24 protein-coding genes are annotated in these 23837 nt (G+C 73.4%); 11 read left to right on the top strand and 13 right to left on the bottom strand.

Going from position 1 to position 23837, the window contains the following annotated elements:
- Window positions 1-250 precede the first annotated feature (250 nt).
- Entirely contained in the window at window positions 251-676 is a 426-nt protein-coding gene (locus AB0J21_RS22005) for an STAS domain-containing protein (RefSeq protein ID WP_363147759.1), read from the top strand.
- 22 nt (window positions 677-698) lie between these two features.
- Here the strand turns inward: AB0J21_RS22005 and AB0J21_RS22000 are convergent, their stop codons facing one another.
- Window positions 699-1751 (bottom strand): LysR family transcriptional regulator, encoded by a 1053-nt coding sequence (locus AB0J21_RS22000; protein ID WP_363147758.1) that lies wholly within the window; start codon window positions 1749-1751, stop codon window positions 699-701.
- Window positions 1752-2093: 342 nt separating this feature from the next.
- On the opposite strand from AB0J21_RS22000, the gene dhaK reads away from it, so the two are divergent.
- From dhaK to AB0J21_RS21985, 3 genes are read left to right on the top strand one after another with little or no spacing between them, the layout of a single operon-like run.
- The gene (gene dhaK / locus AB0J21_RS21995; protein ID WP_363147757.1) at window positions 2094-3086 is read left to right on the top strand and encodes a dihydroxyacetone kinase subunit DhaK; all 993 of its coding nucleotides are present in this window, start codon (window positions 2094-2096) and stop codon (window positions 3084-3086) included.
- Window positions 3087-3123: 37 nt separating this feature from the next.
- Window positions 3124-3738: a dihydroxyacetone kinase subunit DhaL gene (gene dhaL / locus AB0J21_RS21990; protein ID WP_363147756.1), complete on the top strand. Its 615-nt coding sequence runs from the start codon at window positions 3124-3126 to the stop codon at window positions 3736-3738.
- Window positions 3735-4145, top strand: a complete 411-nt coding sequence (locus AB0J21_RS21985; RefSeq protein ID WP_363147755.1) for a PTS fructose transporter subunit IIA — start codon at window positions 3735-3737, stop codon at window positions 4143-4145. The genes dhaL and AB0J21_RS21985 overlap by 4 nt, the downstream gene beginning before the upstream one ends.
- Before the next feature lie 25 nt (window positions 4146-4170).
- Here AB0J21_RS21985 and AB0J21_RS21980 read toward each other — a convergent pair whose 3' ends face one another.
- Together AB0J21_RS21980 and AB0J21_RS21975 are read right to left on the bottom strand one after the other, a co-directional pair.
- Window positions 4171-4998: a glycoside hydrolase family 75 protein gene (locus tag AB0J21_RS21980; protein ID WP_363147754.1), complete on the bottom strand. Its 828-nt coding sequence runs from the start codon at window positions 4996-4998 to the stop codon at window positions 4171-4173.
- A 207-nt stretch (window positions 4999-5205) separates the two neighbouring features.
- Entirely contained in the window at window positions 5206-5901 is a 696-nt protein-coding gene (locus tag AB0J21_RS21975) for a type 1 glutamine amidotransferase domain-containing protein (RefSeq protein ID WP_363147753.1), read from the bottom strand.
- A gap of 338 nt (window positions 5902-6239) precedes the next feature.
- Here AB0J21_RS21975 and AB0J21_RS21970 point away from each other — a divergent pair, with 338 nt between their 5' ends.
- Window positions 6240-6968 (top strand): serine/threonine protein kinase, encoded by a 729-nt coding sequence (locus AB0J21_RS21970; RefSeq protein WP_363147752.1) that lies wholly within the window; start codon window positions 6240-6242, stop codon window positions 6966-6968.
- 24 nt (window positions 6969-6992) lie between these two features.
- On the opposite strand, the gene AB0J21_RS21965 is transcribed toward AB0J21_RS21970, so the two are convergent.
- The 3 genes from AB0J21_RS21965 to AB0J21_RS21955 form a co-directional block, all read right to left on the bottom strand.
- Entirely contained in the window at window positions 6993-7580 is a 588-nt protein-coding gene (locus AB0J21_RS21965; protein ID WP_363147751.1) for a GNAT family N-acetyltransferase, read from the bottom strand.
- 109 nt (window positions 7581-7689) lie between these two features.
- Window positions 7690-8316 carry an XRE family transcriptional regulator gene (locus AB0J21_RS21960; protein ID WP_363147750.1) on the bottom strand — a complete coding sequence of 209 codons (627 nt, stop codon included), beginning with the start codon at window positions 8314-8316 and terminating at the stop codon, window positions 7690-7692.
- A gap of 137 nt (window positions 8317-8453) precedes the next feature.
- Complete coding sequence (locus AB0J21_RS21955; protein ID WP_363147749.1) at window positions 8454-8729, bottom strand: hypothetical protein; 276 nt, start codon at window positions 8727-8729, stop codon at window positions 8454-8456.
- Window positions 8730-8827: 98 nt separating this feature from the next.
- On the opposite strand from AB0J21_RS21955, the gene AB0J21_RS21950 reads away from it, so the two are divergent.
- The 3 genes from AB0J21_RS21950 to AB0J21_RS21940 all read left to right on the top strand — a co-directional run bounded on the left by AB0J21_RS21950 (window position 8828) and on the right by AB0J21_RS21940 (window position 11892).
- A complete protein-coding gene (locus tag AB0J21_RS21950) occupies window positions 8828-9310 on the top strand; it encodes an NUDIX domain-containing protein (RefSeq protein WP_363147748.1) in 483 nt (160 codons plus the stop codon).
- 124 nt (window positions 9311-9434) lie between these two features.
- On the top strand, window positions 9435-10826 hold the full coding sequence (locus AB0J21_RS21945) for an NADP-dependent succinic semialdehyde dehydrogenase (RefSeq protein WP_363147747.1): 1392 nt from the start codon (window positions 9435-9437) through the stop codon (window positions 10824-10826).
- 52 nt (window positions 10827-10878) lie between these two features.
- Complete coding sequence (locus tag AB0J21_RS21940; protein WP_363147947.1) at window positions 10879-11892, top strand: PHP domain-containing protein; 1014 nt, start codon at window positions 10879-10881, stop codon at window positions 11890-11892.
- A gap of 19 nt (window positions 11893-11911) precedes the next feature.
- On the opposite strand, the gene AB0J21_RS21935 is transcribed toward AB0J21_RS21940, so the two are convergent.
- The 3 genes from AB0J21_RS21935 to AB0J21_RS21925 are packed head-to-tail and all read right to left on the bottom strand — an operon-like array spanning window position 11912 to window position 15599.
- The gene (locus tag AB0J21_RS21935) at window positions 11912-14029 is read right to left on the bottom strand and encodes a xanthine dehydrogenase family protein molybdopterin-binding subunit (RefSeq protein ID WP_363147746.1); all 2118 of its coding nucleotides are present in this window, start codon (window positions 14027-14029) and stop codon (window positions 11912-11914) included.
- A complete protein-coding gene (locus tag AB0J21_RS21930) occupies window positions 14026-15036 on the bottom strand; it encodes a xanthine dehydrogenase family protein subunit M (protein WP_363147745.1) in 1011 nt (336 codons plus the stop codon). Before AB0J21_RS21930 ends, AB0J21_RS21935 begins: the two co-directional genes overlap by 4 nt.
- Complete coding sequence (locus tag AB0J21_RS21925) at window positions 15033-15599, bottom strand: 2Fe-2S iron-sulfur cluster-binding protein (RefSeq protein ID WP_363147744.1); 567 nt, start codon at window positions 15597-15599, stop codon at window positions 15033-15035. Before AB0J21_RS21925 ends, AB0J21_RS21930 begins: the two co-directional genes overlap by 4 nt.
- Window positions 15600-15825: 226 nt before the next feature.
- Here AB0J21_RS21925 and AB0J21_RS21920 point away from each other — a divergent pair, with 226 nt between their 5' ends.
- Entirely contained in the window at window positions 15826-16125 is a 300-nt protein-coding gene (locus AB0J21_RS21920) for a chaplin (protein ID WP_363147743.1), read from the top strand.
- A gap of 71 nt (window positions 16126-16196) precedes the next feature.
- On the opposite strand, the gene AB0J21_RS21915 is transcribed toward AB0J21_RS21920, so the two are convergent.
- Together AB0J21_RS21915 and AB0J21_RS21910 are read right to left on the bottom strand one after the other, a co-directional pair.
- On the bottom strand, window positions 16197-17063 hold the full coding sequence (locus tag AB0J21_RS21915; RefSeq protein ID WP_363147742.1) for a tyrosinase family protein: 867 nt from the start codon (window positions 17061-17063) through the stop codon (window positions 16197-16199).
- A gap of 19 nt (window positions 17064-17082) precedes the next feature.
- Entirely contained in the window at window positions 17083-17514 is a 432-nt protein-coding gene (locus AB0J21_RS21910) for a tyrosinase family oxidase copper chaperone (RefSeq protein ID WP_363147741.1), read from the bottom strand.
- Between the two features lie 311 nt (window positions 17515-17825).
- On the opposite strand from AB0J21_RS21910, the gene AB0J21_RS21905 reads away from it, so the two are divergent.
- Entirely contained in the window at window positions 17826-19616 is a 1791-nt protein-coding gene (locus tag AB0J21_RS21905; protein WP_363147740.1) for a coagulation factor 5/8 type domain-containing protein, read from the top strand.
- A gap of 125 nt (window positions 19617-19741) precedes the next feature.
- Here the strand turns inward: AB0J21_RS21905 and AB0J21_RS21900 are convergent, their stop codons facing one another.
- The gene (locus AB0J21_RS21900; protein ID WP_363147739.1) at window positions 19742-20479 is read right to left on the bottom strand and encodes an SDR family oxidoreductase; all 738 of its coding nucleotides are present in this window, start codon (window positions 20477-20479) and stop codon (window positions 19742-19744) included.
- Window positions 20480-20679: 200 nt separating this feature from the next.
- Between AB0J21_RS21900 and AB0J21_RS21895 the strand changes: the two genes are divergently transcribed.
- The gene (locus tag AB0J21_RS21895) at window positions 20680-21657 is read left to right on the top strand and encodes an alpha/beta hydrolase (protein WP_363147738.1); all 978 of its coding nucleotides are present in this window, start codon (window positions 20680-20682) and stop codon (window positions 21655-21657) included.
- Window positions 21658-21762: 105 nt separating this feature from the next.
- On the opposite strand, the gene AB0J21_RS21890 is transcribed toward AB0J21_RS21895, so the two are convergent.
- Window positions 21763-23712 carry a S53 family peptidase gene (locus AB0J21_RS21890; protein WP_363147737.1) on the bottom strand — a complete coding sequence of 650 codons (1950 nt, stop codon included), beginning with the start codon at window positions 23710-23712 and terminating at the stop codon, window positions 21763-21765.
- Window positions 23713-23837: the final 125 nt, after the last annotated feature.

The following is a 23837-nucleotide window of genomic DNA, read 5'->3' as shown; positions in this document are numbered from 1 at the left end:
CGCGGTCCGTGTCCTGTCCATCCCGGTGCGTCTCCTGTCCGGTCCGCCGCCCGATGTCCTGCCGGCCCGGACGACCTGCGCCTCCTGCTGTACGCGGCCAGCTTTCCGCCGAGGCGCCCCCGGCGTCAATCGCGCGCCCCGCACGGTGGAAACCTCTGACGCATACCTGACGGCCGACGGGCAATACTCGGGTCAGGGTCAGGAAGCGGCCTGTCCGTGATGAAGGCTGCCCTGCTGAAGGAATGACCCGATGCCTCCCATGAACTACCGGCTCGGTCCGCGCCACCTCGTCGTCGTGCTCGACGAGGTGGTCGACCTCGACAACGAAGCGACCGTGGAGAGCGCGCTGCGCCGGCTCGTGCGCGTGTCACGCGAGCGGACGGTGGTGGTCGACATCACGGCGCCGATCGTCACCTCGACCGGACTGCACGTACTGCTGCGCTTGCGACGTACCGCGCTGGCGCACGCGAGGACGCTGCGGGTCGTGGCCCGGGAGCCCACCACCCGCTGGGTGTTCCGCGTCACGCGACTCGAACAGACGCTCAAGGTGAGTCACAGCCTGGAACAGGCCCTCACCGAGCCCCTCCCGCCGTCCGCCGCGCCGGACGCCCCGGGTACCCGGCGGCACGGCCGGGCGGCCGGCGAGCGCCCCGGGGCGCGGCAGTCGCACCACTGAGCCCGCGCACCTCGTCCGCGGCTCAGTCCGCGTTCCCGGCCGGGGCAGCGGACCGCCCCGCGGCCCCGGGTGAACGCCGCAGGGGCGTCGTCTCCCGGGGCGGACGCGGGTTCCCGCTGCCGGGACGCGGGCGGCCGGGAGGCTCGCCGACGCCAGGCCGTGATGCCCCCTCACCGCCGGCCGCGTGTCCTGCCTCCACCTCGGGGAGGCAGCGCAGGAGATCGCGCAGGAGAGGCCGGTGGTCGTCACGGCGCCACGCGAGGGCGAGTTCGCTCGGCCCCAGTCCGGTGACCGCGATCGCCCCCATGCCCGGCCGCCGGTAGAGCCGCGCGTTGCCCTCGGCGAGCAGGACGATGCCACTGCCCTCCTCGACGGCGGCGAAGGTCTCGTCGGCGTTGTGCACGGTCGCGCCGATCACCGGGGGCCGCCCGCCTCGGGCGTCGAGCGCGAGCCAGTGCTCACGCAGGGGCCCCGCGTCGGCCGGCAGGGCGAGGAAGGGCTCGTCGAGGAGTTCGGCCATCGTCACCGTCTCCCGCCCCTGAAGCCAGTGTCCTTCCGGAAACGCGACGTACCGGTCCTCGCGCGCGACGACCCAGGTGCGGAAGGCTTCCTGTCCGGGCAGCGGCAACCACACGAACGCCGCGTCCACCGCGCCGGAGGCGAGTCCCACCGAGGGGTCGTCCCAGTCGATCTGGCGCATCCTCAGGCGCGCCGCGGGCCGGTTCCGCGCGAAGCCGGCCCGCAGCGCGGCGAGCAGTCCCCGGCCCACGCTCGACGACAGGCCGAGGGTGAGCGTGGCCTCGTGCGCGGCGGCGGCGTCGGCGACGATCCGCTGTCCGCGGTCCCAGGCGTTCGTCAGTTCCCGCGCCACGGGCAGCAGGGCGTCCCCGGCGGCGGTGAGCGACACCGTGCGCCCCTCGCGCCGGAACAACTGGACGCGCAGACCGTCCTCCAGGTGGCGTATCTGCTTGCTGAGCGTCGGCTGGGCGATGAACAGACGCTGAGCGGCCCGGGTGAAGCTGAGTTCCTCGGCCGTCGTCACGAAGTAGCGAAGGTCCCGCAGGTGCACGTCCATAACCCGTGACTATGGCAGTGGTACGGGCACCGCGCGGCTGTTTTCAGGCGAGCGCCTCCGGGGTCCGGCCCTGACGGCTCGTCGCCCGGTGGCAACGGCCGGGTGGACCGACTTCGTCGCGTCGCTTCCCGATCGGCTCGGGTCTCTCCAATACTGGGAGCCGGGTCGCGGCCACGACAGGAACGGAGCGCTCCGGGGGGAATCGGGGAATGTCGGTGCCCAGTCGGCGTCGGCCCCGCCGGACGCGCCCCGGCCCGAGCCGGCCGCGGGACACGAAGCCGTACTCATCCGCTCACCAGGCACCGGCTGTCCGGGGCCTGGCTGGAACCGCAGGAGAGCCCGTTGAAGATGCTGATCAACGTTCCGGAGACCGTGGTGGCCGACGCCCTGCGGGGGATGGCGGACGCGCATCCCGAGCTGACGGTGGACGTCGAGAACCGGGTGGTGCTGCGCCGGGACGCGCCCGTCGCCGGGCAGGTGGCACTCGTCTCCGGGGGCGGGTCCGGGCACGAGCCGTTGCACGGCGGGTTCGTGGGGCCCGGCATGCTGTCGGCGGCCTGTCCCGGTGAGGTGTTCACGAGCCCGGTGCCCGACCAGATGGTGCGGGCGGCCGCCGCCGTGGACAGCGGGGCCGGGGTGCTGTTCCTGGTCAAGAACTACACGGGCGACGTGCTCAACTTCGACATGGCCGCCGAACTGGCCGAGGACGAGGGCATCCGGATCGCGAAGGTGCTGATCGACGACGACGTGGCCGTGACCGACAGCACGTTCACGGCGGGACGGCGCGGGACGGGCGCCACGCTGTTCGTCGAGAAGATCGCGGGGGCCGCCGCCGAGGAGGGCCGTCCGCTGGAGGAGGTCGAGGCGCTCGCGCGCCGGGTCGACGAGCGTTCGCGCAGCTTCGGGGTCGCGCTCAGTGCCAGTACGACTCCGGCGAAGGGCAGCCCGACCTTCGACCTGCCGGCCGGTGAGCTGGAGCTCGGTGTCGGCATTCACGGCGAACCGGGGCGGGAGCGGCGCGCCATGATGACCTCTCGCGAGATCGCGGACTACGCGGTGGACGCCGTACTGGACGACCTGCGGCCGAGCGCGCCCGTGCTCGCCCTGGTCAACGGCATGGGAGGCACGCCGCTGCTGGAGCTGTACGGGTTCAACGCCGAGGTGCAGCGGGTACTGCGCGAACGCGGGGTGCCGGTGGCGAGGACTCTCGTCGGCAACTACGTGACCTCGCTGGACATGGCGGGCGCCTCGGTCACCCTGTGCGAGGGCGACGAGGAGCTGCTGCGCCTGTGGGACGCCCCGGTGGCGACACCGGGCCTGCGCTGGGGACGGTGAGCGGAGTGAGGACGAGGACGACCGGAGGAACGACGTGGTGACTGCTGGGCTCGATGCCGTTTTCTTCCGCGGCTGGCTGGTCGAGGCCGCCTCGGTGATCGACCGCGAGGCGGACCGGCTGACCGAACTCGACTCCCCCATCGGGGACGCCGACCACGGCAGCAATCTCCGGCGCGGCTTCGCCGCCGTGCGGGAGTCCCTGGAGAAGGAGCGGCCCGCGACTCCGGGCGCGGTGCTGGTGCTGGCCGGCCGTCGGCTCGTCTCCACGGTGGGCGGCGCCTCGGGGCCGCTCTACGGAACGCTGCTGCGCCGTACGGGGAAGGCGCTCGGCGAGGCGGAGGCGGTGAACCGGGAGGAGCTGGCGGCGGCTGTGCGACAGGGGGTCGAGGCGGTCGCCGCGCTCGGCGGCGGGGCGGCCGGGGACAAGACGATGCTCGACGCGCTGCTTCCGGCCGCCGACGCGCTCGGCACCTCCTTCGAGGCGGCGCGCACGGCGGCGCGGGACGGGGCGCGGGCCACGGTCCCGCTGCGGGCGCGCAAGGGCCGGGCGAGTTATCTGGGGGAACGCAGTATCGGGCACCAGGACCCGGGCGCGACCTCCGCGGCGCTGCTGATCGCGGCCCTGGCCGACACCGCGGACGGGGCGGCGTGAGCGCGGGCCGGGTCGGCATCGTGCTGGTGTCGCACTCGGCGGCCCTCGCCTCGGCCGCCGCCGACCTCGCTCGGGGCCTGGCGGCGGGTGGATCGCTCGCGCCGGTCGCCCCGGCGGGAGGCACCGAGGGAGGGGGACTCGGCACGAGCGCGGACCTGATCGCCGAGGCGGCCAGGCAGGTGGACGGCGGCGCCGGCGTGGCTCTGCTCGCCGACCTCGGGAGCGCGGTGCTCACGGTCAAGACCCTGCTCGCGGAGGAGGGGGACGAACTTCCGCCGGGCTGTGTGCTGGTGGACGCTCCGTTCGTGGAGGGCGCGGTCGCCGCCGTCGTCACGGCTTCGGCGGGCGGCGACCTGGACGCGGTGCGGGCGGCGGCCGAGGAGGCGTACGACTACCGGAAACGGTGAGCGGCACCGGGCCGGTGCGCGCGGGTCAGCGCCCGGCCGGGGCCGCCGCGGTCTCCTCCAGGAACTTCCGCACCCGGCGCTCCCCGGCGGCGACCGCGGCGGCGGGGTCGTCGAGGGGCGTGACCTCGGTGTCGGGGAAGAGGAGGTAGGCGACCCCGGTGTCGGTCCCGCCGCCCCGGGGGTCGGCGGGGACGCCGAGATCGCGGGTGGCTTTCCAGGACGCCTCGCCGATGACGTCGGCCGGGCCGCTGTCGCCGACGACGGCGTACCGGACACGTCCGTCGTGGACCAGGACGGCGAGCGTGCCGCCGACGACGCCGGAGTCGGCGGGGCGCCAGCGCTCGGACGGTTCGGGGACGACGACGTACGGGAGGCGCTCGGCGCTCAGCGGCCGCCCGTCGCGTCCGGTGTAGGCGGTGGTGTCCTGGAAGGTGGGGTCGGTCTCGGCGTTGCAGTGCGGGCCGGGCCGGCCGTCGCAGTCGATGTCCAGGTCCGCCTTCCAGTACACCGCCTTCCCGGCGGCGCACACGGGGATCTCCTCGGGTCCCTCCGCGTCGGTGCGGTAGCGGCCCTGGGAGATCTCCTCGCAGGAGCCGAGCCGGTCCAGGAGCGCGTGGGCCTCGACGGGGGGCTTGGCGGGGGCTCCGGGGTGGGGCGTCGCGCGCTTGCCGCCCTGCGCCCCGGGCCCGGGACGCTCGCTTGCGGGCCCGGCTCCGGGACGGCGTTCCTCGGCCCCACCGTGGGCCCGGGCCGTGGTGGGGGCGGTGTCGCCGCGGTCGGGAGCGGCACAGGCCGCGCAGGCGAGTGCCGCTCCGGCGGCCAGGGGGACGAGTATGGTGCGCGCCGACGGCATACGGGGGCTCCTGCGGGGCGGTGAGGGGGCCGGAGCCGGCGAGCGGTCCGGGGCCGTCGTACGACGGCGGGTTCAGCAAGGAACGTAAGCCGCCGCGCGGAGGGCGGCCCCTCCACTCGGCCGGACGGCGCAAGGAGCCGTCCGGTGCCGGCCCCCGGCGAAGCCCGTCGGGCCTCCCGTTCCTCCCGGCCGCCCGCCGGCCCGGTCTCAGCGCAGGGCGCGCACGATCTCCTCGGCCAGCGGGCCCGAGGAGGCGGGGTTCTGGCCGGTGTGGAGGTTGCGGTCACTGACGGTCTTCGGCGCCCACGGCTCCCCCTCCTCGAAGCGCACACCGAGGCCGTTCAGCCGGTCCTGGAGGAGCCACGGCGCACGGTCGGCGAGCCCCGCCTGGGTCTCCTCGCCGTTGGTGAAGGCGGTGACGCGGTACCCCGTGAACGGGGAGCCGCCCGGCGCCGACTCGGTCGCGAGCAGCGCGGCCGGGCCGTGGCACACGATGCCGAGCGGCCGGCCCGAGGCGAGCGCCTCGGTGAGCACGCGCGCGGAGTCCTGGTCGCTCACCAGGTCCTCCATGGGGCCGTGCCCGCCCGGGTAGTACACAGCCGCGTAGTCGGCCGGGTCGACGTCGGAGAGGGACAGCGGTTCGAGGAGCGGCGTCATGGTCTCCAGCGCGGCGGTCATGGCCTCGGCCCCCTCCTCGCCACCGGTGAACTGAGGGCTGAGGCTGCCCGCGTCGACCGTGGGCACGACGCCGCCCGGGGTGGCGACGTCCACGTCGTAGCCCGCCTCGGTGAACACCCGGTAGGGCTCCACGGCCTCCTCGGCCCAGAAGCCGGTGGGGTGCGGGGTGCCGTCGGCGAGCGTCCAGTGGTCGGCGCCGGTCAGCACGAACAGGATCTTTGCCATGGTGTCTCCGTACACGTGGGGGATGGGAGACCCCTGACCGGCCAGTTCGCCGGTCTCGTACGGGGCCTGCTGCGAACGTAACCCGTTCCGGCCGAACGTAACTCCCCGGCCCGGCGGGCGGCGCCGCACGAGGCCGGCGCCACGCGTACCCGGGACGACCGGGAGGCGGCCGGGCGCGGTCCGCCGGACGCATGAGGCTGTCACCTGCCCGGGGGCACGGGGAGCCGTGCGAGGTGCGGTCCGCGGGCCCGGCACGTTGGCTCGGTCGTGGGCCGCACGGTTTCCCGCAGACCGGCGCCGCGTCGGCGCCCCCGTGCCGGGCCGGAGGGCGGAGACACATGGGCACAGCCGGCACGACGCTCGCGGGGACGGGACTGGCCGCGGTGGCCCTGCTGGCGGCGGCCGGCCCGGCCCGCGCGGACGCCGACGCGCCGAGGGTCGAGGTGACGGCGCAGCTCTCCGCGGTCCGGCTGGTGACCTCGGCCTGCCCGGAGGGCGGGCGGGCGGCGCTGCTTCCGGCGGGGCGCACGGCCTTCGACGAGGGGTACGTCCTCGACCTCACGGCCAGCGGCCGGGAGCGTACCGGTTCGTGGCTGGCCCTCGGGGACGGCCGCTACTCGGTCGCCGTACGCTGCGCGGACGGTACGGAGCTGACGGGCGGTCCGGTCCGGGTGCCCGGTCCGGCGTCGCCGCCGGCCACCGAACCCTCTTCGGCGCCGTCGTCCGCGGCTCCCCCTGCACCGCCCGAGACGTCCGCGCCGGTTGCGCCCCCCTCGCTTTCGGCGTCCGCCTCGACGCGTGCGGCGGAACCTTCCGAGGGATGGCCGGGGCGTGCACGGCGGCCGTACGGGGATGCCTCCGCCCCTGGCGACGGACGCTCCCCCGCCGGGTCCTCGTCGCCTTCCGCCGGGGTGACCGTGCCCAAGGGCGGTGTCGAAGCAGGGCTGGGCGGCAGCGTGGCCCAGGGCTCCTCTCCGGCCTTCGACGCGGGGGTGGCCCTGCTCGCGACGGGGAGCGCGAGCGCGGCGGTGTGGCTGGTGCGGCGGCGTCTCGCACGGCGCCGCTGACGCGCGGAGGGGCCGCGCACCGGGTTACCGCCGCGGTGTCGCGGTGAGCCTCTTGTGGAAGAGGGTGGTCGGGCGCAGGTTCCCGGCCGGGTCGGCCGCGTAGTCCGGGATGCTGCCGGCCTCCGTCCAGCCGGTGGAGCGGTAGAGCCGCTCGGCGGGGCTGCCGGTCTCGGTGTCGAGCACGAGCAGGCGCAGCCCCGCGGCCGCGGCCTCCGTCTCCGCGCCGGCGAGCAGCCGCCGCGCCAGGCCCCGGCCCCGGGCCTCGGGGTGCACCATGAGCTTCGTGATCTCCGCGCGGTGGCGTCCGTTGGGCCGGTCGCCGGGCACGAGGCCCACGGTGCCGAGCACGGGCGGGCGGACGGTGCCACCTGGGGCATCGCCCCCGGGCTCCACCGTCGCGATCCACGTCCAGAGCGCTCCCGAGGCAAGGGACGGGCTCCGGGAGCGCCACCACTCCTCGGCCTCGGAAGGGCCGAACGGGTCGAGGAAGCCGAGGGAGGCCCCGCCGCGCACGGTGGCGACGAGCAGGTCCACGAGGCCGGGGAGTGCCGTACGGAACGTGTCCGGGGTGAGCCGTGCACAGGTGAGGGGCAGCGGGACGCCCGACTTCATGGGGTTCTCCAGTTCGGGGATGCGGTGATGCGGGGATGCGGGAGGGCCGAGGAGTCACGCCGGTCGGAGGCGACCATGTCGGTCGGTGCACGGCGGCGCCTCAGCCGCCTCAGGGAAGGACGACGACCAGGGCGTAGCGCGCGGGTTCCGGCCCGGGGCAGTGGAAGCGCGTCGCTCCCCACAGGCGGAACCGGAGGCAGTCACCGTGCCGCAGGTGGTGCCGCGTATCCCCGACCGTGACGTCGATCTCGCCCTCCAACAGCCAGATGTGCTGTTCGAGGCCGGGCACGGGCGGCTGTTCGTACGCGATGTCGGCGCCCGGAAGCAGCGTCGACTCGACGACCTCCGCGCGAAGGGAGGGGTGCGGCGGGGAGACGGAACGTCGCACGAAGCCGTTCTCCGTGTCACGCCACACCTGCTGTTCCCCGGCGCGTGTCAGGTGCGGGGGCGCGGACTCGACCTCGGCGAGCAGCCGGGACATGGGCCGGTCGTACACCGTGCACAGGCGTCCCAGCAGCGCGGCGGTGGGGCTGATCTCGGCACGCTCCAGCCGGGACAGGGTGGACCGGCTGATCCCGCTGCGGTCGGCGAGCTGCCCGAGGGTGAGGCCGTGCTCGGCGCGCAGCCCGGCGAGCCGCGCGGCGAGCCGTTCCTCGGTGAACCCGGCCGGGTCCTCCCGTCCGCCGGCCGGCGCGGGCACCTCACCCCGCGTCTCTGATTCGGGATTCCCTCTCATAACCGGGACGATAGCAGGCGCCCCGGAGCGCGAGAGCAGATCCGCGTTTCCGGTCAGCGGTCACGTCCGGCGGTCTCGGCAGCCGGGCGCCCGGAGCAGGGAGGCCTCACGCGTGGCCCGCTCCGGCGGGCGGCGCGTCACTCGTCGGCGGCACCGACCTCCGCCTCCGCGACCCAGCCGTAGGGCAGTTCCAGTCCGTCCACCGTCGCCGCCTCCACGGCGCGGGTCCGGGGATCGATGTCGACCTCGAACCCGTCTCCGACGTACCGGGGATAGCCGCTCTCGCCCTCCTCCCCCGTGGCGCGGACGACGGCGCGCCGCATGGACGTGCCGTGGTCGAGGTGGCCGGACTCGTCGGTCATCTGCGGTTTGAGGGTGACGGTGTACGTGGCGCGGTGCGGCGTGGACGTCATGCCCCGGAGGCTAGTGCGGTCCGCGACGCCCCGCGCGCCGGACACGGCCCGCACCGGGCGCACCGTGGGTGGCGCGCCCCACGGGGCAGACTGGCGCCATGACGCACAAGCGCAGCGCGGGCCTGCTCCTGTACCGGCAGGGGCCCGCCGGGACCGAGGTACTGCTGGGGCACATGGGCGGCCCGTTCTGGGCGCGGAAGGACGCCCGGGGCTGGTCGATCCCCAAGGGCGAGTACGAGCCCGACGAGGAACCGCTCGCGGCGGCCCGCCGGGAGTTCCACGAGGAGCTGGGGCATCCCGCGCCAAAGGGGCCGTGCCTCCCGCTCGGCGAGCACAAGCAGCGCAGCGGCAAGATCGTGACGGTGTGGGCGGTGCCCGGGGACTTCGATCCCGCGAGCATGGTGCCGGGCACCTTCTCGATGGAGTGGCCGCGCGGCAGTGGCCGCACGCAGGACTTCCCCGAGCTGGACCGCGTGGAGTGGTGCACGCCGGAGCGGGCGCGCACCGCCCTGGTCGCCGCGCAGACGGTCTTCGTCGACCGGCTCCTCGCGAAGCTGGGCCCCGGAGTGGACACCCCGTAGAACGCGCGGCGCACATTCCCCGTCCGGCAGGGGGCAGGCGAGCGGGAGAACCGGCCGGCCTCCGCGTTGCGGCCCCCTCCGGAGCGCGGCAAGGTCGGAGTACCTGGACCAGGAGGGAACGACCATGCCCATCGCGACGGTGAACCCGGCCGACGGCGAGACCCTGAAGACCTTCGACGCGCTGTCCGGGGACGAGGTGGAGCAGCGGCTGCGGCGCGCCCACGAGACCTTCGCGACGTACCGCACGACGGGCTTCGCGGAACGGGCCCGGCTGATGAACCGGGCGGCCGACCTGCTGGAGCAGGACGAGCGGGACATCGCGCGGATCATGACGACCGAGATGGGCAAGACGCTCAAGGCGGCCCGTGCGGAGGCCGCCAAGTGCGCGAAGGCGATGCGCTGGTACGCGGGCAACGCCGAACGGCTGCTCGCCGACGAGCACCCGGCCGCCGCGGACGTCGAGGACTCGGGGGCCGAGGCGGCCCGGGTCGTCCACCGCCCGCTGGGCGTGGTGCTGGCCGTGATGCCGTGGAACTTCCCGCTGTGGCAGGTGATCCGGTTCGCGGCGCCCGCGCTGATGGCCGGCAACGTCGGTCTGCTCAAGCACGCCTCGAACGTCCCGCAGACCGCGCTCTACCTCGGCGACCTGTTCCGGCGCGCGGGTTTCCCCGAGGGCTGCTTCCAGACGCTGCTCGTGTCCTCGGGCGCGATCGAGGCGATCCTGCGGGATGAGCGGGTGGTCGCCGCGACGCTCACCGGCAGTGAGCCGGCCGGCCGCTCGGTCGCCTCGATCGCGGGCGACGAGATCAAGAAGACGGTGCTGGAGCTGGGCGGCAGCGACCCGTACGTCGTGATGCCCTCCGCCGACGTCGTGCGGGCGGCGCGCACCGCCGTCACGGCCCGGGTGCAGAACAACGGCCAGTCGTGCATCGCGGCGAAGCGCTTCATCGTGCACGAGGAGGTGTACGAGACCTTCGAGCGGGAGTTCGTGGCCGGCATGAAGGCGCTCACGGTCGGCGACCCGATGGAGGAGTCCACCGATGTCGGGCCGGTCTCCAGCGAGCAGGGCCGCGCCGATCTGGAGGAGCTGGTGGACGACGCCGTCGAACGCGGGGCGACGGTCCTGTGCGGCGCGCGGCGCCCCGAGGGCTTCGACCGGGGCTGGTACTACGAGCCGACGGTGCTCTCGGACATCACTCCGGCCATGCGGATCCACCGCGAGGAGACCTTCGGCCCGGTCGCCACGCTGTACCGGGTGCGGGACCTCGACGAGGCGGTGCAGCTCGCCAACGACACGTCTTTCGGGCTGAGTTCCAACGTGTGGACCGAGGACGAGACGGAGACCGAGCGCTTCGTGCGGGACCTGGAGGCGGGCGGGGTGTTCTTCAACGGCATGACCGCCTCGCATCCCGCCCTGCCCTTCGGCGGCGTCAAGCGCTCCGGGTACGGGCGCGAGCTGGCCGATCACGGGATCAAGGAGTTCTGCAACGCGACGACGGTGTGGCAGGGGGCCTGAGCACGGCCGCCGGTTCCTCGGCGGCGAAGGAACGAGGTGCGTGGAGGTGCCCGTGGAAGCGGTGGCCGCTCTCGACCGGATCGCGTTCCTGCTGGAGCGCGCGCAGGCACCGACGTACCGTGTGCGGGCCTTCCGCACGGCCTGCTCCGTGGTGCGCGAACTGGCTCCCCAGGAGGTCGAACAGCGCGCCGCGCAGGGCACCTTGGAGAAGTTGAAGGGCATCGGCCCGAAGACCGCGCAGGTGGTGGCGGAGGCCGTTGAGGGGCGCACTCCCGGCTATCTGGAGAAGCTGGAGGAGCAGGCGCGCGCCCCGCTCGCCGAGGGCGGGGCCGGACTGCTCGCCCGTACCCGCGGGGACTGCCACACGCACTCCGACTGGTCGGACGGCGGCAGCCCCGTCGAGGAGATGGGGCGGGCCGCGGCCGCGCTGGGCCACGAGTGGACCGTCCTGACCGACCACTCCCCCCGGCTCACCGTCGCGCACGGGCTGTCCGCCGCGCGGCTGCGGGAGCAACTGGACCTCGTGGCCGCCCTCAACGAACGGTGGGCGCCGTTCCGGCTGCTGACCGGTATCGAGTGCGACATCCTGGAGGACGGAACACTCGACCAGGAGCCGGAGTTGCTGGACCGGCTCGACGTGGTGGTCGTCTCCGTGCACTCGAAACTCCGCATGCCGGCGCCGGAGATGACCCGGCGGCTGCTGGCCGCCGTGCGCGATCCCCACTCCGACGTGCTCGGGCACTGCACCGGGCGGCTGGTCACCGGCAAGGGCCGCCCCCCGTCGCAGTTCGACGCGGAGGCGGTGTTCGCGGCCTGCGCCGAGACCGGGACGGCCGTGGAGATCAACTGCCGCCCGGACCGGCTCGATCCGCCCCGGCGACTGCTGCGGCTCGCCGTCGCCTCGGGGGCGCTGTTCTCGATCGACACGGACGCGCACGCACCGGGCCAGCTCGACTGGCAGGCCTTCGGCTGTGCGCGGGCCGAGGAGTGCGGGGTGCCGCCCGAGCGCGTCGTCACGTGCCGCCCGCTGGACGAGTTGCTGGAGTGGGCCGGGCGCGCGCGCTGACGCCCGCCGCGCCCGAGCCCTACGGGGAGGTGGCGTCCCGCAGCAGTTCTCCGAGGATCTTGTCCGGGGTGATGGGCAGGGCGCGCAGACGGGCGCCCGTCGCGTGGTGGATCGCGTTGGCGATCGCCGCGGCCGTGCCCACGATCCCGATCTCCCCGATCCCCTTGCTGCCCATGGGGTTGAGGTGCGGGTCCTCCTCCTCGCTCCAGTGGGCCTCGATGTGCGGGGTGTCCGCGCAGGAGGCGACGTGGTAGGCGGCGAGGTCGGCCTCGACGAAGGCACCGGAGACGGGGTCCAGGGTGCTGCCCTCGGTGAGCGCGGCGCCCAGCCCCATGAGCATGCCGCCGACGAACTGGGAGCGTGCCGTGCGGGGGTTGAGGATGCGGCCTGCGGCGTAGTGGCCGAGCAGTCGGCGCACGCGGGCCTCGCCGGTCGCGGTGTCGACCTGGACCTCGGCGAAGTGGGCGCCGAAGGCGTGCCGGGCGTACGGCGATCCGGCACCCACGAGATCACTCGTGTCGGCCGCGACGGCCAGCCCGTCCCGCGGCAGGTCACCGCCGAACTCCCCGACTGCCTCCAGCAGTTCGGTGCACGCCTGGTGCACGGCCCAGCCCCAGGAAGCGGTGCCGGAGGAGCCTCCGGCCAGCGGCGCCGAGGGCAGGTCGCTGTTGCCGATCTCGACGGTGACCCGCTCCAGCGGGGCGCGGAGCGCGTCCGCCGCGATCTGGGCCAGGACGGTGCGGGCCCCGGTGCCGATGTCGGTCGCGTTGACCCTGATCCGGTAGCCGCCGTCGGGCAGGGCACGGGCTTCGGCGGTGGACGGCGAGACCAGGACCGGGTAGGTCGCGGCGGCGACCCCCGTCCCGAGCAGGAACCGCCCCTCCCGGCGCACTCCGGGGCGCGGGTCGCGGCTCGCCCAGCCGAAGCGCCGGGCCCCCTCCCGCAGGCACTCCACGAGGTGGCGGCTGCTGTAGGGGCGCCCGCTGTCGGGTTCGGTGGCGGGTTCGTTGCGCAGGCGCAGTTCGACGGGGTCGATGCCGGCGGCCTCGGCGAGTTCGTCCATCGCCGATTCGAGGGCGAACATGCCCGGGGCCTCCCCTGGGGCCCGCATCCAGGAGGGGCTCGGGACGTCGAGGGCGACGACGCGGTGCGTGGTGAGGCTGTTCGGGGAGGTGTACATGACGCGGGCGGGCACGGCCGCCTGCTCCACGAACTCCTTGATCCGCGAGGTGTGCGTGGTGATCTCGTGGGCGAGGGCGGTGATGACCCCGTTTGGGCCGGCGCCGAGCCGCACCCGGTGCACGGTCGGCGCACGATGTCCGACGACCTCGGGCAACTGGCGCCTGGGGAGGGCGAGTTTGACCGGGCGGCCGAGGTGACGGGCGCCCATCGCGGCGAGCACCGCCTGGGGACGGGGCGTGCCCTTGGACCCGAAGCCGCCGCCGACGTGCTCGGCCACGACGGTGACGCCGTCCTCGGACCGGCCGAAGAGGGTGGCGAGCGCCTGGCGCACGGCGGTCGCTCCCTGGCTGCTGTCGTGGACGGTGAGGTGCCCGGTCTCGTCCCATTCGGCGACGGAGGCGTGCGGTTCCATGGGGTGGTTGTGCTGCGCGAGCATGCTGTAGGTGTGGTCCACGCGGACGGCCGCCTCGGCGAACTCCGTCGCGAAGTCGCCGCGTTCGCGGTCGGCGGGATGGCCGCCGTTGGCGTCTTGCGGCTGGTAGATCCCGGGGTGCCCCAGACGCAGTTCGACGTCGTGCGGATCGGTCTCGTAGCTGACCCGGACGGCCTGCGCGGCGGCGCGGGCCGCCTCCAGTGTCTCGGCGAGGACGAGGGCGACGTACCAGCCGTGGTGCGGGACGCGTTCGTCCTGGAGGACGAGGAGCGTCGGGTCGTCGGCGGGAGTCAGCCGCGGTGCGTTGTGGTGGGTGAGGACGGCGAGGACGCCGGGGAGTTCGAGCGCCTCCTCGTCGTGGACGGCGGTGATCCGGCCGGAGGGCACGGTCGCGGGCACCGGCCAGGCGTAGGCGCAGCGCGGCGGGGTGTGTTCGGCGGCGTAGCGGGCGGCGCCGGTGACTTTGGCGCGGCCCTCGCGGCGGCGGGCGGGGGTGCCGAGGGCTGGGGAGGGCTGGTTCACGGGGTCGGCTCCCGGTCGGTGCGGGCGGCGGCGAGTTCGCCGAGGGTCGCGACGGCGAGGCGGCGGGCGAGCGGCACCTTGAAGGCGTTGCCGGGCAGGGGGTCGGCCCGTTCCAGTTCGGCTTCGAGGGCGCGCTCGAAGGTGTCCTCGCCCGCGAGGGCGCCGCGCAGGACGTCCTCCGCGGTGCGGGCCCGCCACGGCCGGTGGGCGACGCCGCCGAGCGCCAGCCGGGCGGTGCGCACGACGCCGTCGGGCCGCACGTGCAGCACGGCGGCGACGGAGACCAGGGCGAAGGCGTACGAGGCGCGGTCGCGGGCCTTGCGGTAGGTCTGCGGCAGCCCGGCGCACTCGGCGGGCAGGCGGACGGCGGTGATGAGCTCGCCGGGCAGCAGGCAGGTGTCCTGTTCGGGGTGGTCCCCCGGCAGCCGGTGCAGGTCGGCGGCGGGGACGGTGCGCGAGCCGTGCGCTCCGGTGAGGTGCACCTCCGCCCCGAGGGCGCTCAGTGCGACGGCGAGGTCGGAGGGGTGGGTGGCGACGCACTGCGGGGAGGCGCCGAGGACGGCGTGTTCGCGGTGGTGACCGGTGAGGGCCGCGCAACCGCTCCCGGGCTGACGTTTGTTGCAGGGCTGGGAGGTGTCCTGGAAGTAGGCGCAGCGGGTGCGCTGGAGGAGGTTTCCGCCGGTGGTCGCGGCGTTGCGCAGCTGTCCGGAGGCGCCCGCGAGGAGCGCGAGCGAGAGCGCGGGGTAGCGGGCCCGGACGGCGGGGTGGGCGGCGAGGTCGCTGTTGCGGACGGCCGCCCCCACCAGCAGTCCCCCGTCGGCCTCCTCCTCGACGCGGTCCAGCGGCAGGCCGCTCACGTCGATGAGGGCGGCGGGGGTCTCGACGCCGAGCTTCATGAGGTCGACCAGATTGGTGCCGCCCCCGAGGTAGCGGGCGCCCGGTGCGGAGGCGAAACCCTCGACGGCCTCGGTGACACTGCGGGCGCGCAGATAGGCGAAGGGTTTCACCGGATCACGTCCTCGACGGCCTCGACGATACGGGGGTAGGCGCCGCAGCGGCACAGGTTGCCGCTGAGGCGTTCGCGCAGTTCGGCGGCGTCGAGGCGGACAGGCCCCTGGTCGGTACCGGGCGGGGTGACGCAGGAGAGGTGCCCCTCCTCGGCCTCGGCGAGCACACCGAGCGCGGAACACAGCTGTCCGGGGGTGCAGTAGCCGCACTGGAAGGCGTCGCGTTCCAGGAAGGCCTCCTGGAGCGGGTGCAGCCGGTCGCCGTCGGCGAGCCCCTCGACCGTGGTGATGCCGGCCCCCTCGCACGCGACGGCCAGCTGGAGGCAGCTGTTGAGGCGCCGCCCGTCCTGGAGCACGGTGCAGGCCCCGCACTGGCCGTGGTCGCAGCCCTTCTTGGCGCCGGTCAGGCCGAGCCGCTCACGCAGCAGGTCGAGCAGGACCGTGCGGTGGTCCACGTCCGGGAGGCGGTGTTCGCGCCCGTTGACGCGCAGCGTGACGGTCGACTGGTGGACGAGCGCGGGCGCGGCGGCCGTTCCGCTCGGGCCTCGGTCCTGCTGCTGCACGGGGCGCACCTCTTTCGGCCTGGTCGTGGGGCCGCCCGGGCGGCGCCGCAGGGTTCCACCCTGCGCCGGTCCGCACCGGACGGCATGTCGCGCGTGGCCTGCGGGTGCCCCTGTCACCCGTCTGCCACACACCGGGGCCGGGGCCGTGACCTGGAGTGAGTGGCGACGTTGAAGGGGGCGTATGGGTCACGGTCCCGTGGCCCACTCGCAATCCAAGGAGTTTCGTATGTCTCGCTTCGCGAAGGCAGCCGCTGTCCTCGCCGGAACCGGTGCCGTCGTGGCCGCGGGCGCCGGCCTCGCCGCCGCGGACGCCGGCGCCCAGGGTGCCGCGATCGGTTCCCCGGGTGTGCTCTCCGGCAACCTCCTGCAGGTTCCGGTGCACGTCCCGGTCAACCTCTGCGGCAACAGCGTCAACGTCGTCGGTCTGCTGAACCCCGCGTTCGGCAACACCTGCGTCAACGCCGACGGCGGCCACGAGCGCGGCCACGACAGCGGTTACGGCGACGAGGGCTACGGCAAGAACTGACCTCGTCACCGCCACGCACCGTACGGCCCCGCCGGTTCGCTCCGGCGGGGCCGTACGGCTGCCCGGGCTTCTCAGGCGTAGCGGTAGTGCGCGCTGTGGTCGAGGAGTTCGGCGGGGGTGACGTCCCACGGCGGCATCGGGTCGTTCAGGGTCGCGATCCTGCCTCGCTGGGAGTCGCCGGGCGCCAGGGCGCGGGCCGGCAGGTAGCCGGCCTTCGGGTTCGCGCGCTGCCAGCGCGACCAGACCAGGTCGATGAAGGCGTGGTGCAGGAAGAACACCGGGTCGCCCGGCGAGGAGCCGCCCAGCATCGTCCCGCCGACCCAGCGGTGCACACGGTTGTGGTTGCGCCAGCGGGCACTGCCCCGACCGGTGGACCAGCCCTCCAGTTTGTTGCGGAAACCGCTGCGGGAGGTCGAGTTCCACGGGGGGACGTCGTAGGTGGTGTCCCGCGTGGCCCGCTCCAGTTCCTCCCTGGTGGGCAGCTCGACGGGGTCCTGCGGCCGGCCGAAGGCACGGCGCAGATAGGGCCGGTCGTCGACGCCCTCGGTGAGCGCCCACTCCCCCTTTCCGTAGGCGAAGGCCCCGGTGGTCACCTGCTGGTCGCTGCGCCGGCCGTCACCGCCGAGGAAGTCCTCCTGCCACAGTGCGGCAGCGGGGGTGTTGTCCTTCGTCCAGTCCCAGTAGGGGACGGTCACCGAGGGGGCGATCTCGCGCAGGTCGCGCTCGAACTCCAGGAGGTAGCGACGGTGCCAGGGCAGGAAGGAGGGCGTCATGTGGGCGAAGCGGGGGCCTCCGTCGCCGTCCGAGACGTAGTACTTGACGTGGGTGCGCACGTAGTCGTCGTAGCGTCCGGACCGTTTGAGTTCGAGGACCGCGCCGACGAACCTCTTCTTCTCGGCGCTCGTCAGGTCGCGCTGGTTCTTCCGGGTGTGGACCATGTGTTCTCCTCGCGGTTCTTCAGCCGCCGTGCCGGGCGGCGTTGCGGGTCACCGCGGCCCCGCCCAGCTCGTCGACGGCTGCCCGGACGGCTTCGCGGGGGGTGGCGTAGGACGTGGAGTGGTCGACGGCGGTGAGCCAGCCGCCGTCGGCGCGGCGCATCAGGTGCAGCGGCCGGCCGTCGACGAGGGCAAAGTCCCCCGCGCCCTGGATGTGGCGGCCCGCGTACACCTCGTCGAAGGAGGGGGCCGGCGCGGGGTCGGCGAGAACCGGGTCCGGCACCCGCGCGGTGACCACCGGGGCGAGGGCCATCGCCGTCCCGCCGAGAGCGCCGAGGGTGAACAGGGCGCGCAGCAGGTTGCGGCGTCCGGTCGTGGGACCCGCCGGGGCGGGGGTGGCGGCCCCCTTCGTACACGAAAGCGGGATGGTCGGCGTGGTGGTGTCTGGGCTCATGCGGAAGTGCTCCGTCCTGGGAGGCTTACGGCCGTAGGCGGGCCGTCGGTGCGCACAACGAGAGGGAGCGGGATCGGTTGCTGGGCCGAGTGGGGGGTCTCGCGTAATCGGTTCCTGAAGCAAGGGCAGACGGAACCCGGCTCCGTTAAGCCTCCTTTAAGGGGAGGAAGAGCCCCAACTGGCGCTTATGCGACGTCACTTCTTGTTTTCAAGAAGGAGAGTCGAGGCTTCTCGCACACAGATATTGACGTGTCTGAAACAAGGGTGAAGCATCGTCAGGCAGATCGATCCGCGACTTTGGAGTCCCGACGATGCACTTTCCCCCCACCTCATCCACCCCCCAGAGAACTCTCACCCCCCGGTCGAGAAGGCGCGCCACCGCGCTGGCCGGGGTCTCGGCTCTGGTCACCTCGCTGTTCCTGCTCGCCCCCACGGGGCAGGCGGCGGCCGACCCTCTGCCGGGCGGCGGAGACCTCGGGCCCAACGTGAAGGTGTTCGACCCGTCCACGCCCGACATCCAGGGCCAGGTGGACGACATCTTCAAGAAGCAGGAGTCGGCGCAGTTCGGCGACGGACGCTACGCCCTCCTGTTCAAGCCGGGCACCTACGACAACATCAACGCCCAGCTCGGTTTCTACACCTCGATAGCCGGGCTCGGCCTGAACCCCGACGACACGACCTTCAACGGTGACGTGACGGTCGACGCGGGCTGGTTCGACGGCAACGCCACCCAGAACTTCTGGCGTTCGGCGGAGAACCTCGCGCTCAACCCGGTCAACGGCACCGACCGCTGGGCGGTGTCGCAGGCGGCGCCGTTCCGCCGGATGCACGTCAAGGGCGGGCTCAACCTCGCCCCGGACGGCTACGGCTGGGCGAGTGGTGGCTACATCGCCGACAGCAAGATCGACGGCGAGGTGAGCCCGTACTCGCAGCAGCAGTGGTACACCCGCGACAGCTCCGTGGGCGGCTGGAGCAACGGCGTGTGGAACATGGTGTTCTCCGGTGTCGAGGGAGCGCCCGACCAGGGCTTCCCGGACCCGCCGTACACCACGCTCGACACCACGCCCGTCTCCCGTGAGAAGCCGTTCCTGTACCTGGACGGCAACGACTACAAGGTGTTCGTCCCGGCCAAGCGCACCAACGCGCGCGGCGTCTCCTGGGACAAGGGCACCCCGGAGGGCGAGTCGCTCTCGCTGGACCAGTTCTACGTGGTCAAGCCGGGAGCGAGCGCGGAGACCATCAACGCGGCGGTCGACCAGGGACTGCACCTGCTGTTCACCCCTGGCGTCTACCACGTCGACCAGACGATCAACATCGACCGGGCCGACACCGTGGTGCTCGGGCTCGGCATGGCGACGATCGTCCCGGACAACGGGGTCACCGCGATCCACGTCGGTGACGTGGACGGAGTGAAGCTCGCTGGTCTGCTCGTGGACGCGGGCACGACCAACTCCGACAGCCTCGTCGAGGTCGGCACGAAGGGGTCGAACGTCGATCACGCCGACAACCCCACCTCCCTCCAGGACGTCTTCATCCGGGTCGGCGGCGCCGGTCCCGGAAAGGCGACCAACGGCATGGTGATCAACAGCGACGACACGATCATCGACCACACCTGGCTGTGGCGGGCCGACCACGGGGAAGGGATCGGCTGGGAGACCAACCGCTCGGACTACGGGCTGACCGTCAACGGGGACGACGTCCTCGCGACCGGTCTGTTCGTCGAGCACTTCAACAAGTACGACGTGCAGTGGAACGGCGAGAACGGCCGCACGATCTTCTTCCAGAACGAGAAGGCGTACGACGCGCCCGACCAGGCCTCCATCCAGAACGGTGACCAGAAGGGCTACGCCGCCTACAAGGTCGCCGACTCCGTGGAGAACCACGAGGGCTGGGGCCTGGGCAGCTACTGCTTCTACAACGTGGATCCCTCGATCCAGCAGGGTCACGGTTTCGAGGCGCCGGTCAAGCCCGGCGTCAAGTTCCACGACCTGCTCGTCACGTCGCTGGGCGGCAAGGGACAGTACGACCACGTCATCAACGACACCGGTTCGCCCACCTCGGGCGAGGACACGGTGCCCTCGACGGTGGTGTCCTGGCCGTAAGCGGCCCCGACACCCCTGCGACACCGGGGCTCGGTCACCTTCGCCGGACGGTGACCGGGCCCCGGCCCGCGTCTATACGGGCCGTGCAGCGACGCACCCTGTCGCGACGGCCCGTTGCCCGTTCCTCAACGGCCTCCGGCCACGCGCAGGACCGCCCCGGTCGCGTACGAGGCCTCGTCGGACAGGAACCACAGGACGGCGCTCGCGATCTCCTCGGGACGGCCCGGGCGGCCCATCGGCATCATGGCGCCGACGCGCGCCGGCCGCTGCGGATCGGCGTGGAAACCCGTCTCGATCACACCGGGCGCGACGCAGTTGACGCGGATGCCCGAGGACGCGACCTCCTGGGCCAGCCCCACGGTGAGCGTGTCGGTCGCGGCCTTCGTCGCGGCGTAGTGCACGTACTCCCCCGCCGAGCCGAGCGTCGCGGCGGCCGAGGAGATGTTGACGATCGCCCCCGCCGTTGCGGTGCGCGTCATGTCCCGTACGGCGCGGCGGCAGCACAGCAGGTAGCCGAGCACGTTGACGTCGAGGACGTGGCGCAGCCCGTCCGCGTCCGCCTCGGCGAGCGGGCCGACCGGTCCGCTCACCCCGGCGTTGTTGACGAGTCCGGTGACCGTGCCCAGTTCGGCCTCGGCCGTCGCGAAGAGCCGGTCCACGTCCTGCTCGTCGGCCGTGTCGACGGCGACGGTCACCGCGCGGCCCCCCGCCTCCCGGACGGCGGCGGCGACCTTCTTTGCGGCCTCCCCGTCCGAGCGGTAGCCGATCGCGACGTGGTGCCCCGCCTCGGCGAGCCGGACACAGACGGCGGCGCCGATGCCGCGGCTGCCTCCGGTGACGACGGTGACCTGCTGCGGGGACATCCGGAACCTCCTGGATGAAGCGGCGTACACAAGTGCGATCACTGTAGTCGCCGTGGGGGTGTCACGAGCCCACGCGTCCCCCGGCCACCGCGCCCTGGGGCCAGCACACCCGTACGGGGCCCTCCCGAAGGTGTCACCTGCGCGGGACGGGGCCCGCGGACCTGTTAATAAGGATGCTTCCCCCACGTCAGGAGCGCGAGATGCACCGTTCCACAGCCGTCGCACACGGCCCTTCCGCCCCCTCGGGACCGGCGACCGCCGCCCTCCCGCGTCCCGCCCGGGAGGAGGACGCCGAGGGGGCCACGGAGCATCAGCTCTCGTTCGACGGCTTCCGTTACGTCGTGCGCAGCGTGGGGCGGACGACGCCCGGGCAGGACCCGGTGCTGATCCTGGGAGGCTCCTCGCAGGACCGCTTCTCGTGGATGCGGCACGAACGCGGTCTCGCCCCGCTCGGGCAGCTCCTCACCGTCGACCTGCCGGGGTACGGCGACGCGGACTTCCTTCCGGAGCGGTACGGCGTGGACTTCCTGGCGGCGACGGTGCGCTCCCTGCTCGACGCGCTCGGGGTGGTGCGGGTCAATCTGGTGGCGGCCTGTTTCGGCGGGGCGGTGGGCCTGCGCTTCGCGCAGCACAGCCCCGGCCGGGTGCGCAGACTCATGCTGGTGGGGATGACCCGGCGCATCCCCGAGGACTACGGGCGGGCCATGGTGCGCTGGGCGGGGATGATCGAGCGCGGGGAGACCGGGCCCATCGCGCAGGAGCTGACGGAGCGTTTCATGGCCCCGCCCGGCGTCGGGACGGTCCGCAAGCACGCGGCCGTCACGCGACTGGTGCACCAGCAGATCGCGGACCAGACCACCGAGCAGACCGCGAAGTCGGCCGAGCACAACACCCGGCTCATGCGCCACGAGTGGTACCGGCCCGAGCCGGTGCCCGCCGTTCCCTCCCTCGTGGTCACCGGGGAGTTCGACACGCTCACGACACCGGACATGGGCCGTGAGGTGGCCGCCTCGCTGCCGGCCGCCCGTTTCCTGACCATCCGGGAGACCGACCACCTCGCGCCGGTCGAGCGCACGGCGGACTTCGCGGATCTCGTGGTGCGCTTCTGCACCGACCAGTCCCTGCACTCCCTGCCGTACGGCACCGAGGTGGAGAGCTTCGGCAGCGGCCGCCGCTGAGGTGCCCCGCTCCCGCTGCACGCACGTGCACGGCCCCCGCACACGGGGTGCGAGGGCCGTGGTGACGCGTCGGCATGCCGCAGGCGCCGGTGGTGGAGCGGTGGCTCAGCGACGGAGGAACGACGAGAGGTAACCGCCGGCCGGGCTGCCCACGCCGGTCACGTCGTCGTATCCGGTGACGGCCTTGAGCGAGCTGTCCTTGCCGAGTACGCGCAGGGTGGTCTTCGTCCCCTCGGAGGCGTCGAAGCCGTTCACGTAGTCGGTGCGGACGACGCCGATCCCCTGGCCCTGGCCGAGCGGCTGGTCGGTGACGTCGTGGTAGGCCGAGGTCCCGTAGCGGGAGTAGATGCCCGGGTTGGCGAAGCCGATCGGGACCCCGTGCTGGGCCTGCTGGGCGAGGGCCTGGACCCCGGCGATGACCGGGGCCGCGAGCGAGGTGCCGCCGATGCGGTACTCCGCGTACTTGAGCTTCCCGTTCGGGAAGGTCTGCGTCTGGCCCACCAGGAAACCGGTGTTGGGGTCGGCGACGGCCGCGATGTCCGGGACGGTACGCATCGGCGTCTTGCCGTTCGCCTTCGCCAGCTTCGCGGGGACGACGCCCTTCTGGTAGTAGGGCTGCTCCACGACGGCGCTCGTGCCGCCGCCCGCGCCGGAGGTGAAGGTCCCGGGGAACCCGCTCCAGGAGTCGCCGGCCGCGGACAGGGCGGCGTTCTGGGTGCCCCAGCCGGTCTCCCACTGGTACTTGTCGCCCTTGCCGACCGCGAGCGAGGTACCGCCGACGGCGGTGACCCACTGCGAGTTGACGGGCATGTCGACCTGCTTGGTCCCCGTGGAGGCGGCGTTGTCCCCGTCGTCCCCGGAGGAGAAGTAGAAGCCGATGCCCTCGACGGCACCCCGCTGGAAGACCTGGTCGTAGGCCGCGGCGGAGGCCGGGGTCTCATTGGACTCCAGGTCGCCCCAGGAGTTGGAGACGATGTCGGCCAGCCGGTTGTCCACGACCTTGCTCAGGCTGTCGAGCAGGTCGTCGTCGTAGCAGGAGGCGGCGCCCGCGTAGACGATGTTGGCGTCGGGGGCCACCGCGTGCACGGCCTCCACGTCGAGGGTCTCCTCGCCGTACCAGCCGGACGCCCCGCACTCCTCGGTGCGGTTGTAGTCCCCGGGCAGGACCTGGGTGAGCTGGCCCTTGCGGTACTTCTTGTCCCCGTTGCGCGCGGCGTACTGCGCGGTGTCGGCAGCGATGGTCGGGGAGGCGTAGGCGTCGGTGATGGCGACCGTGACGCCCTTGCCGGTCTGCTTGCCCGCTCCGTAGGCGGCGCGCAACTGCTTGCCCGTGTAGCCCTTGATGGCGTACGGGGCCTTCTTGCCGAAGGCGGAGGGCAGCTTCTTGTTCGTCTTCGAGCCGAAGTACGTGGAGAAGGGGCCCGCGTTGCGGAAGACCGCGTCCGGCGGGGGCAGCGTCTCGTCGTGGCTCGCACGGTGCGGGGCGTTGTCCAGCCCGGTGACGGTCAGCACCGCACCGTGCAGGGACTGCGGCACGGAGGGCGCGGCGTCGGGGGCGTGGTAAGTGTGGCCGCTACGCGCGTAGTTGCGCAGCTTGGTGGAGAACGCCTTCTCCACCGCCGAGGTACGGCCGGACACCGTGAGGTAGTTCTGGTGGTGGCCGGTCACCGTGAGCCCCGCGCCCTTGAGCCACGCGGTCACCTCGGCGACCTGCTCGCCCGTCGCGCCGAAGCGGTCCTCGGTCTGCCGGGCCGTCAGGTACTTGCCGTACGAGGGCGACGCGGGGTCGGAGACCTCGCGGGCGTAGCGTGCGAGCCCGGCGGCGTCGCGGCCCGCGAGGTAGACACGGGCCTCGACCTGGTGGCCGGCGGAGAGCGCGCCGCGGTCGGCCTTGGACGTGGCCCAGTGCGGTGTGATGCCCGCCAGCGTCTGCCGCCCGGTGTGACCGGTGTCGGCGGACGCGGTCGGTATGCCGAGCGCCAGGGCTCCGGCGGCCAGGGGCAGTGTCGCCGCCCAGACCGCTCCGGCGCGCAGGCGAGGTCGGCTCGATCTCATGGAACCCCCTGCTGTGAGCGAATGGACGTGCGGCGAAAAGGGTGTTGACAGCCGCACGCACCGATCACTCTGTCGATCAAGTGTTCATCGGGGGTACATGAGTTGGTCTAGGAACGTCCAAGGAG

This window comes from Streptomyces sp. NPDC049954 (assembly GCF_040656295.1).
GTDB lineage: Bacteria > Actinomycetota > Actinomycetes > Streptomycetales > Streptomycetaceae > Streptomyces.
Note: the sequence above shows the minus strand (reverse complement) of the source record. Positions and strands in the feature narration are given on the sequence as shown.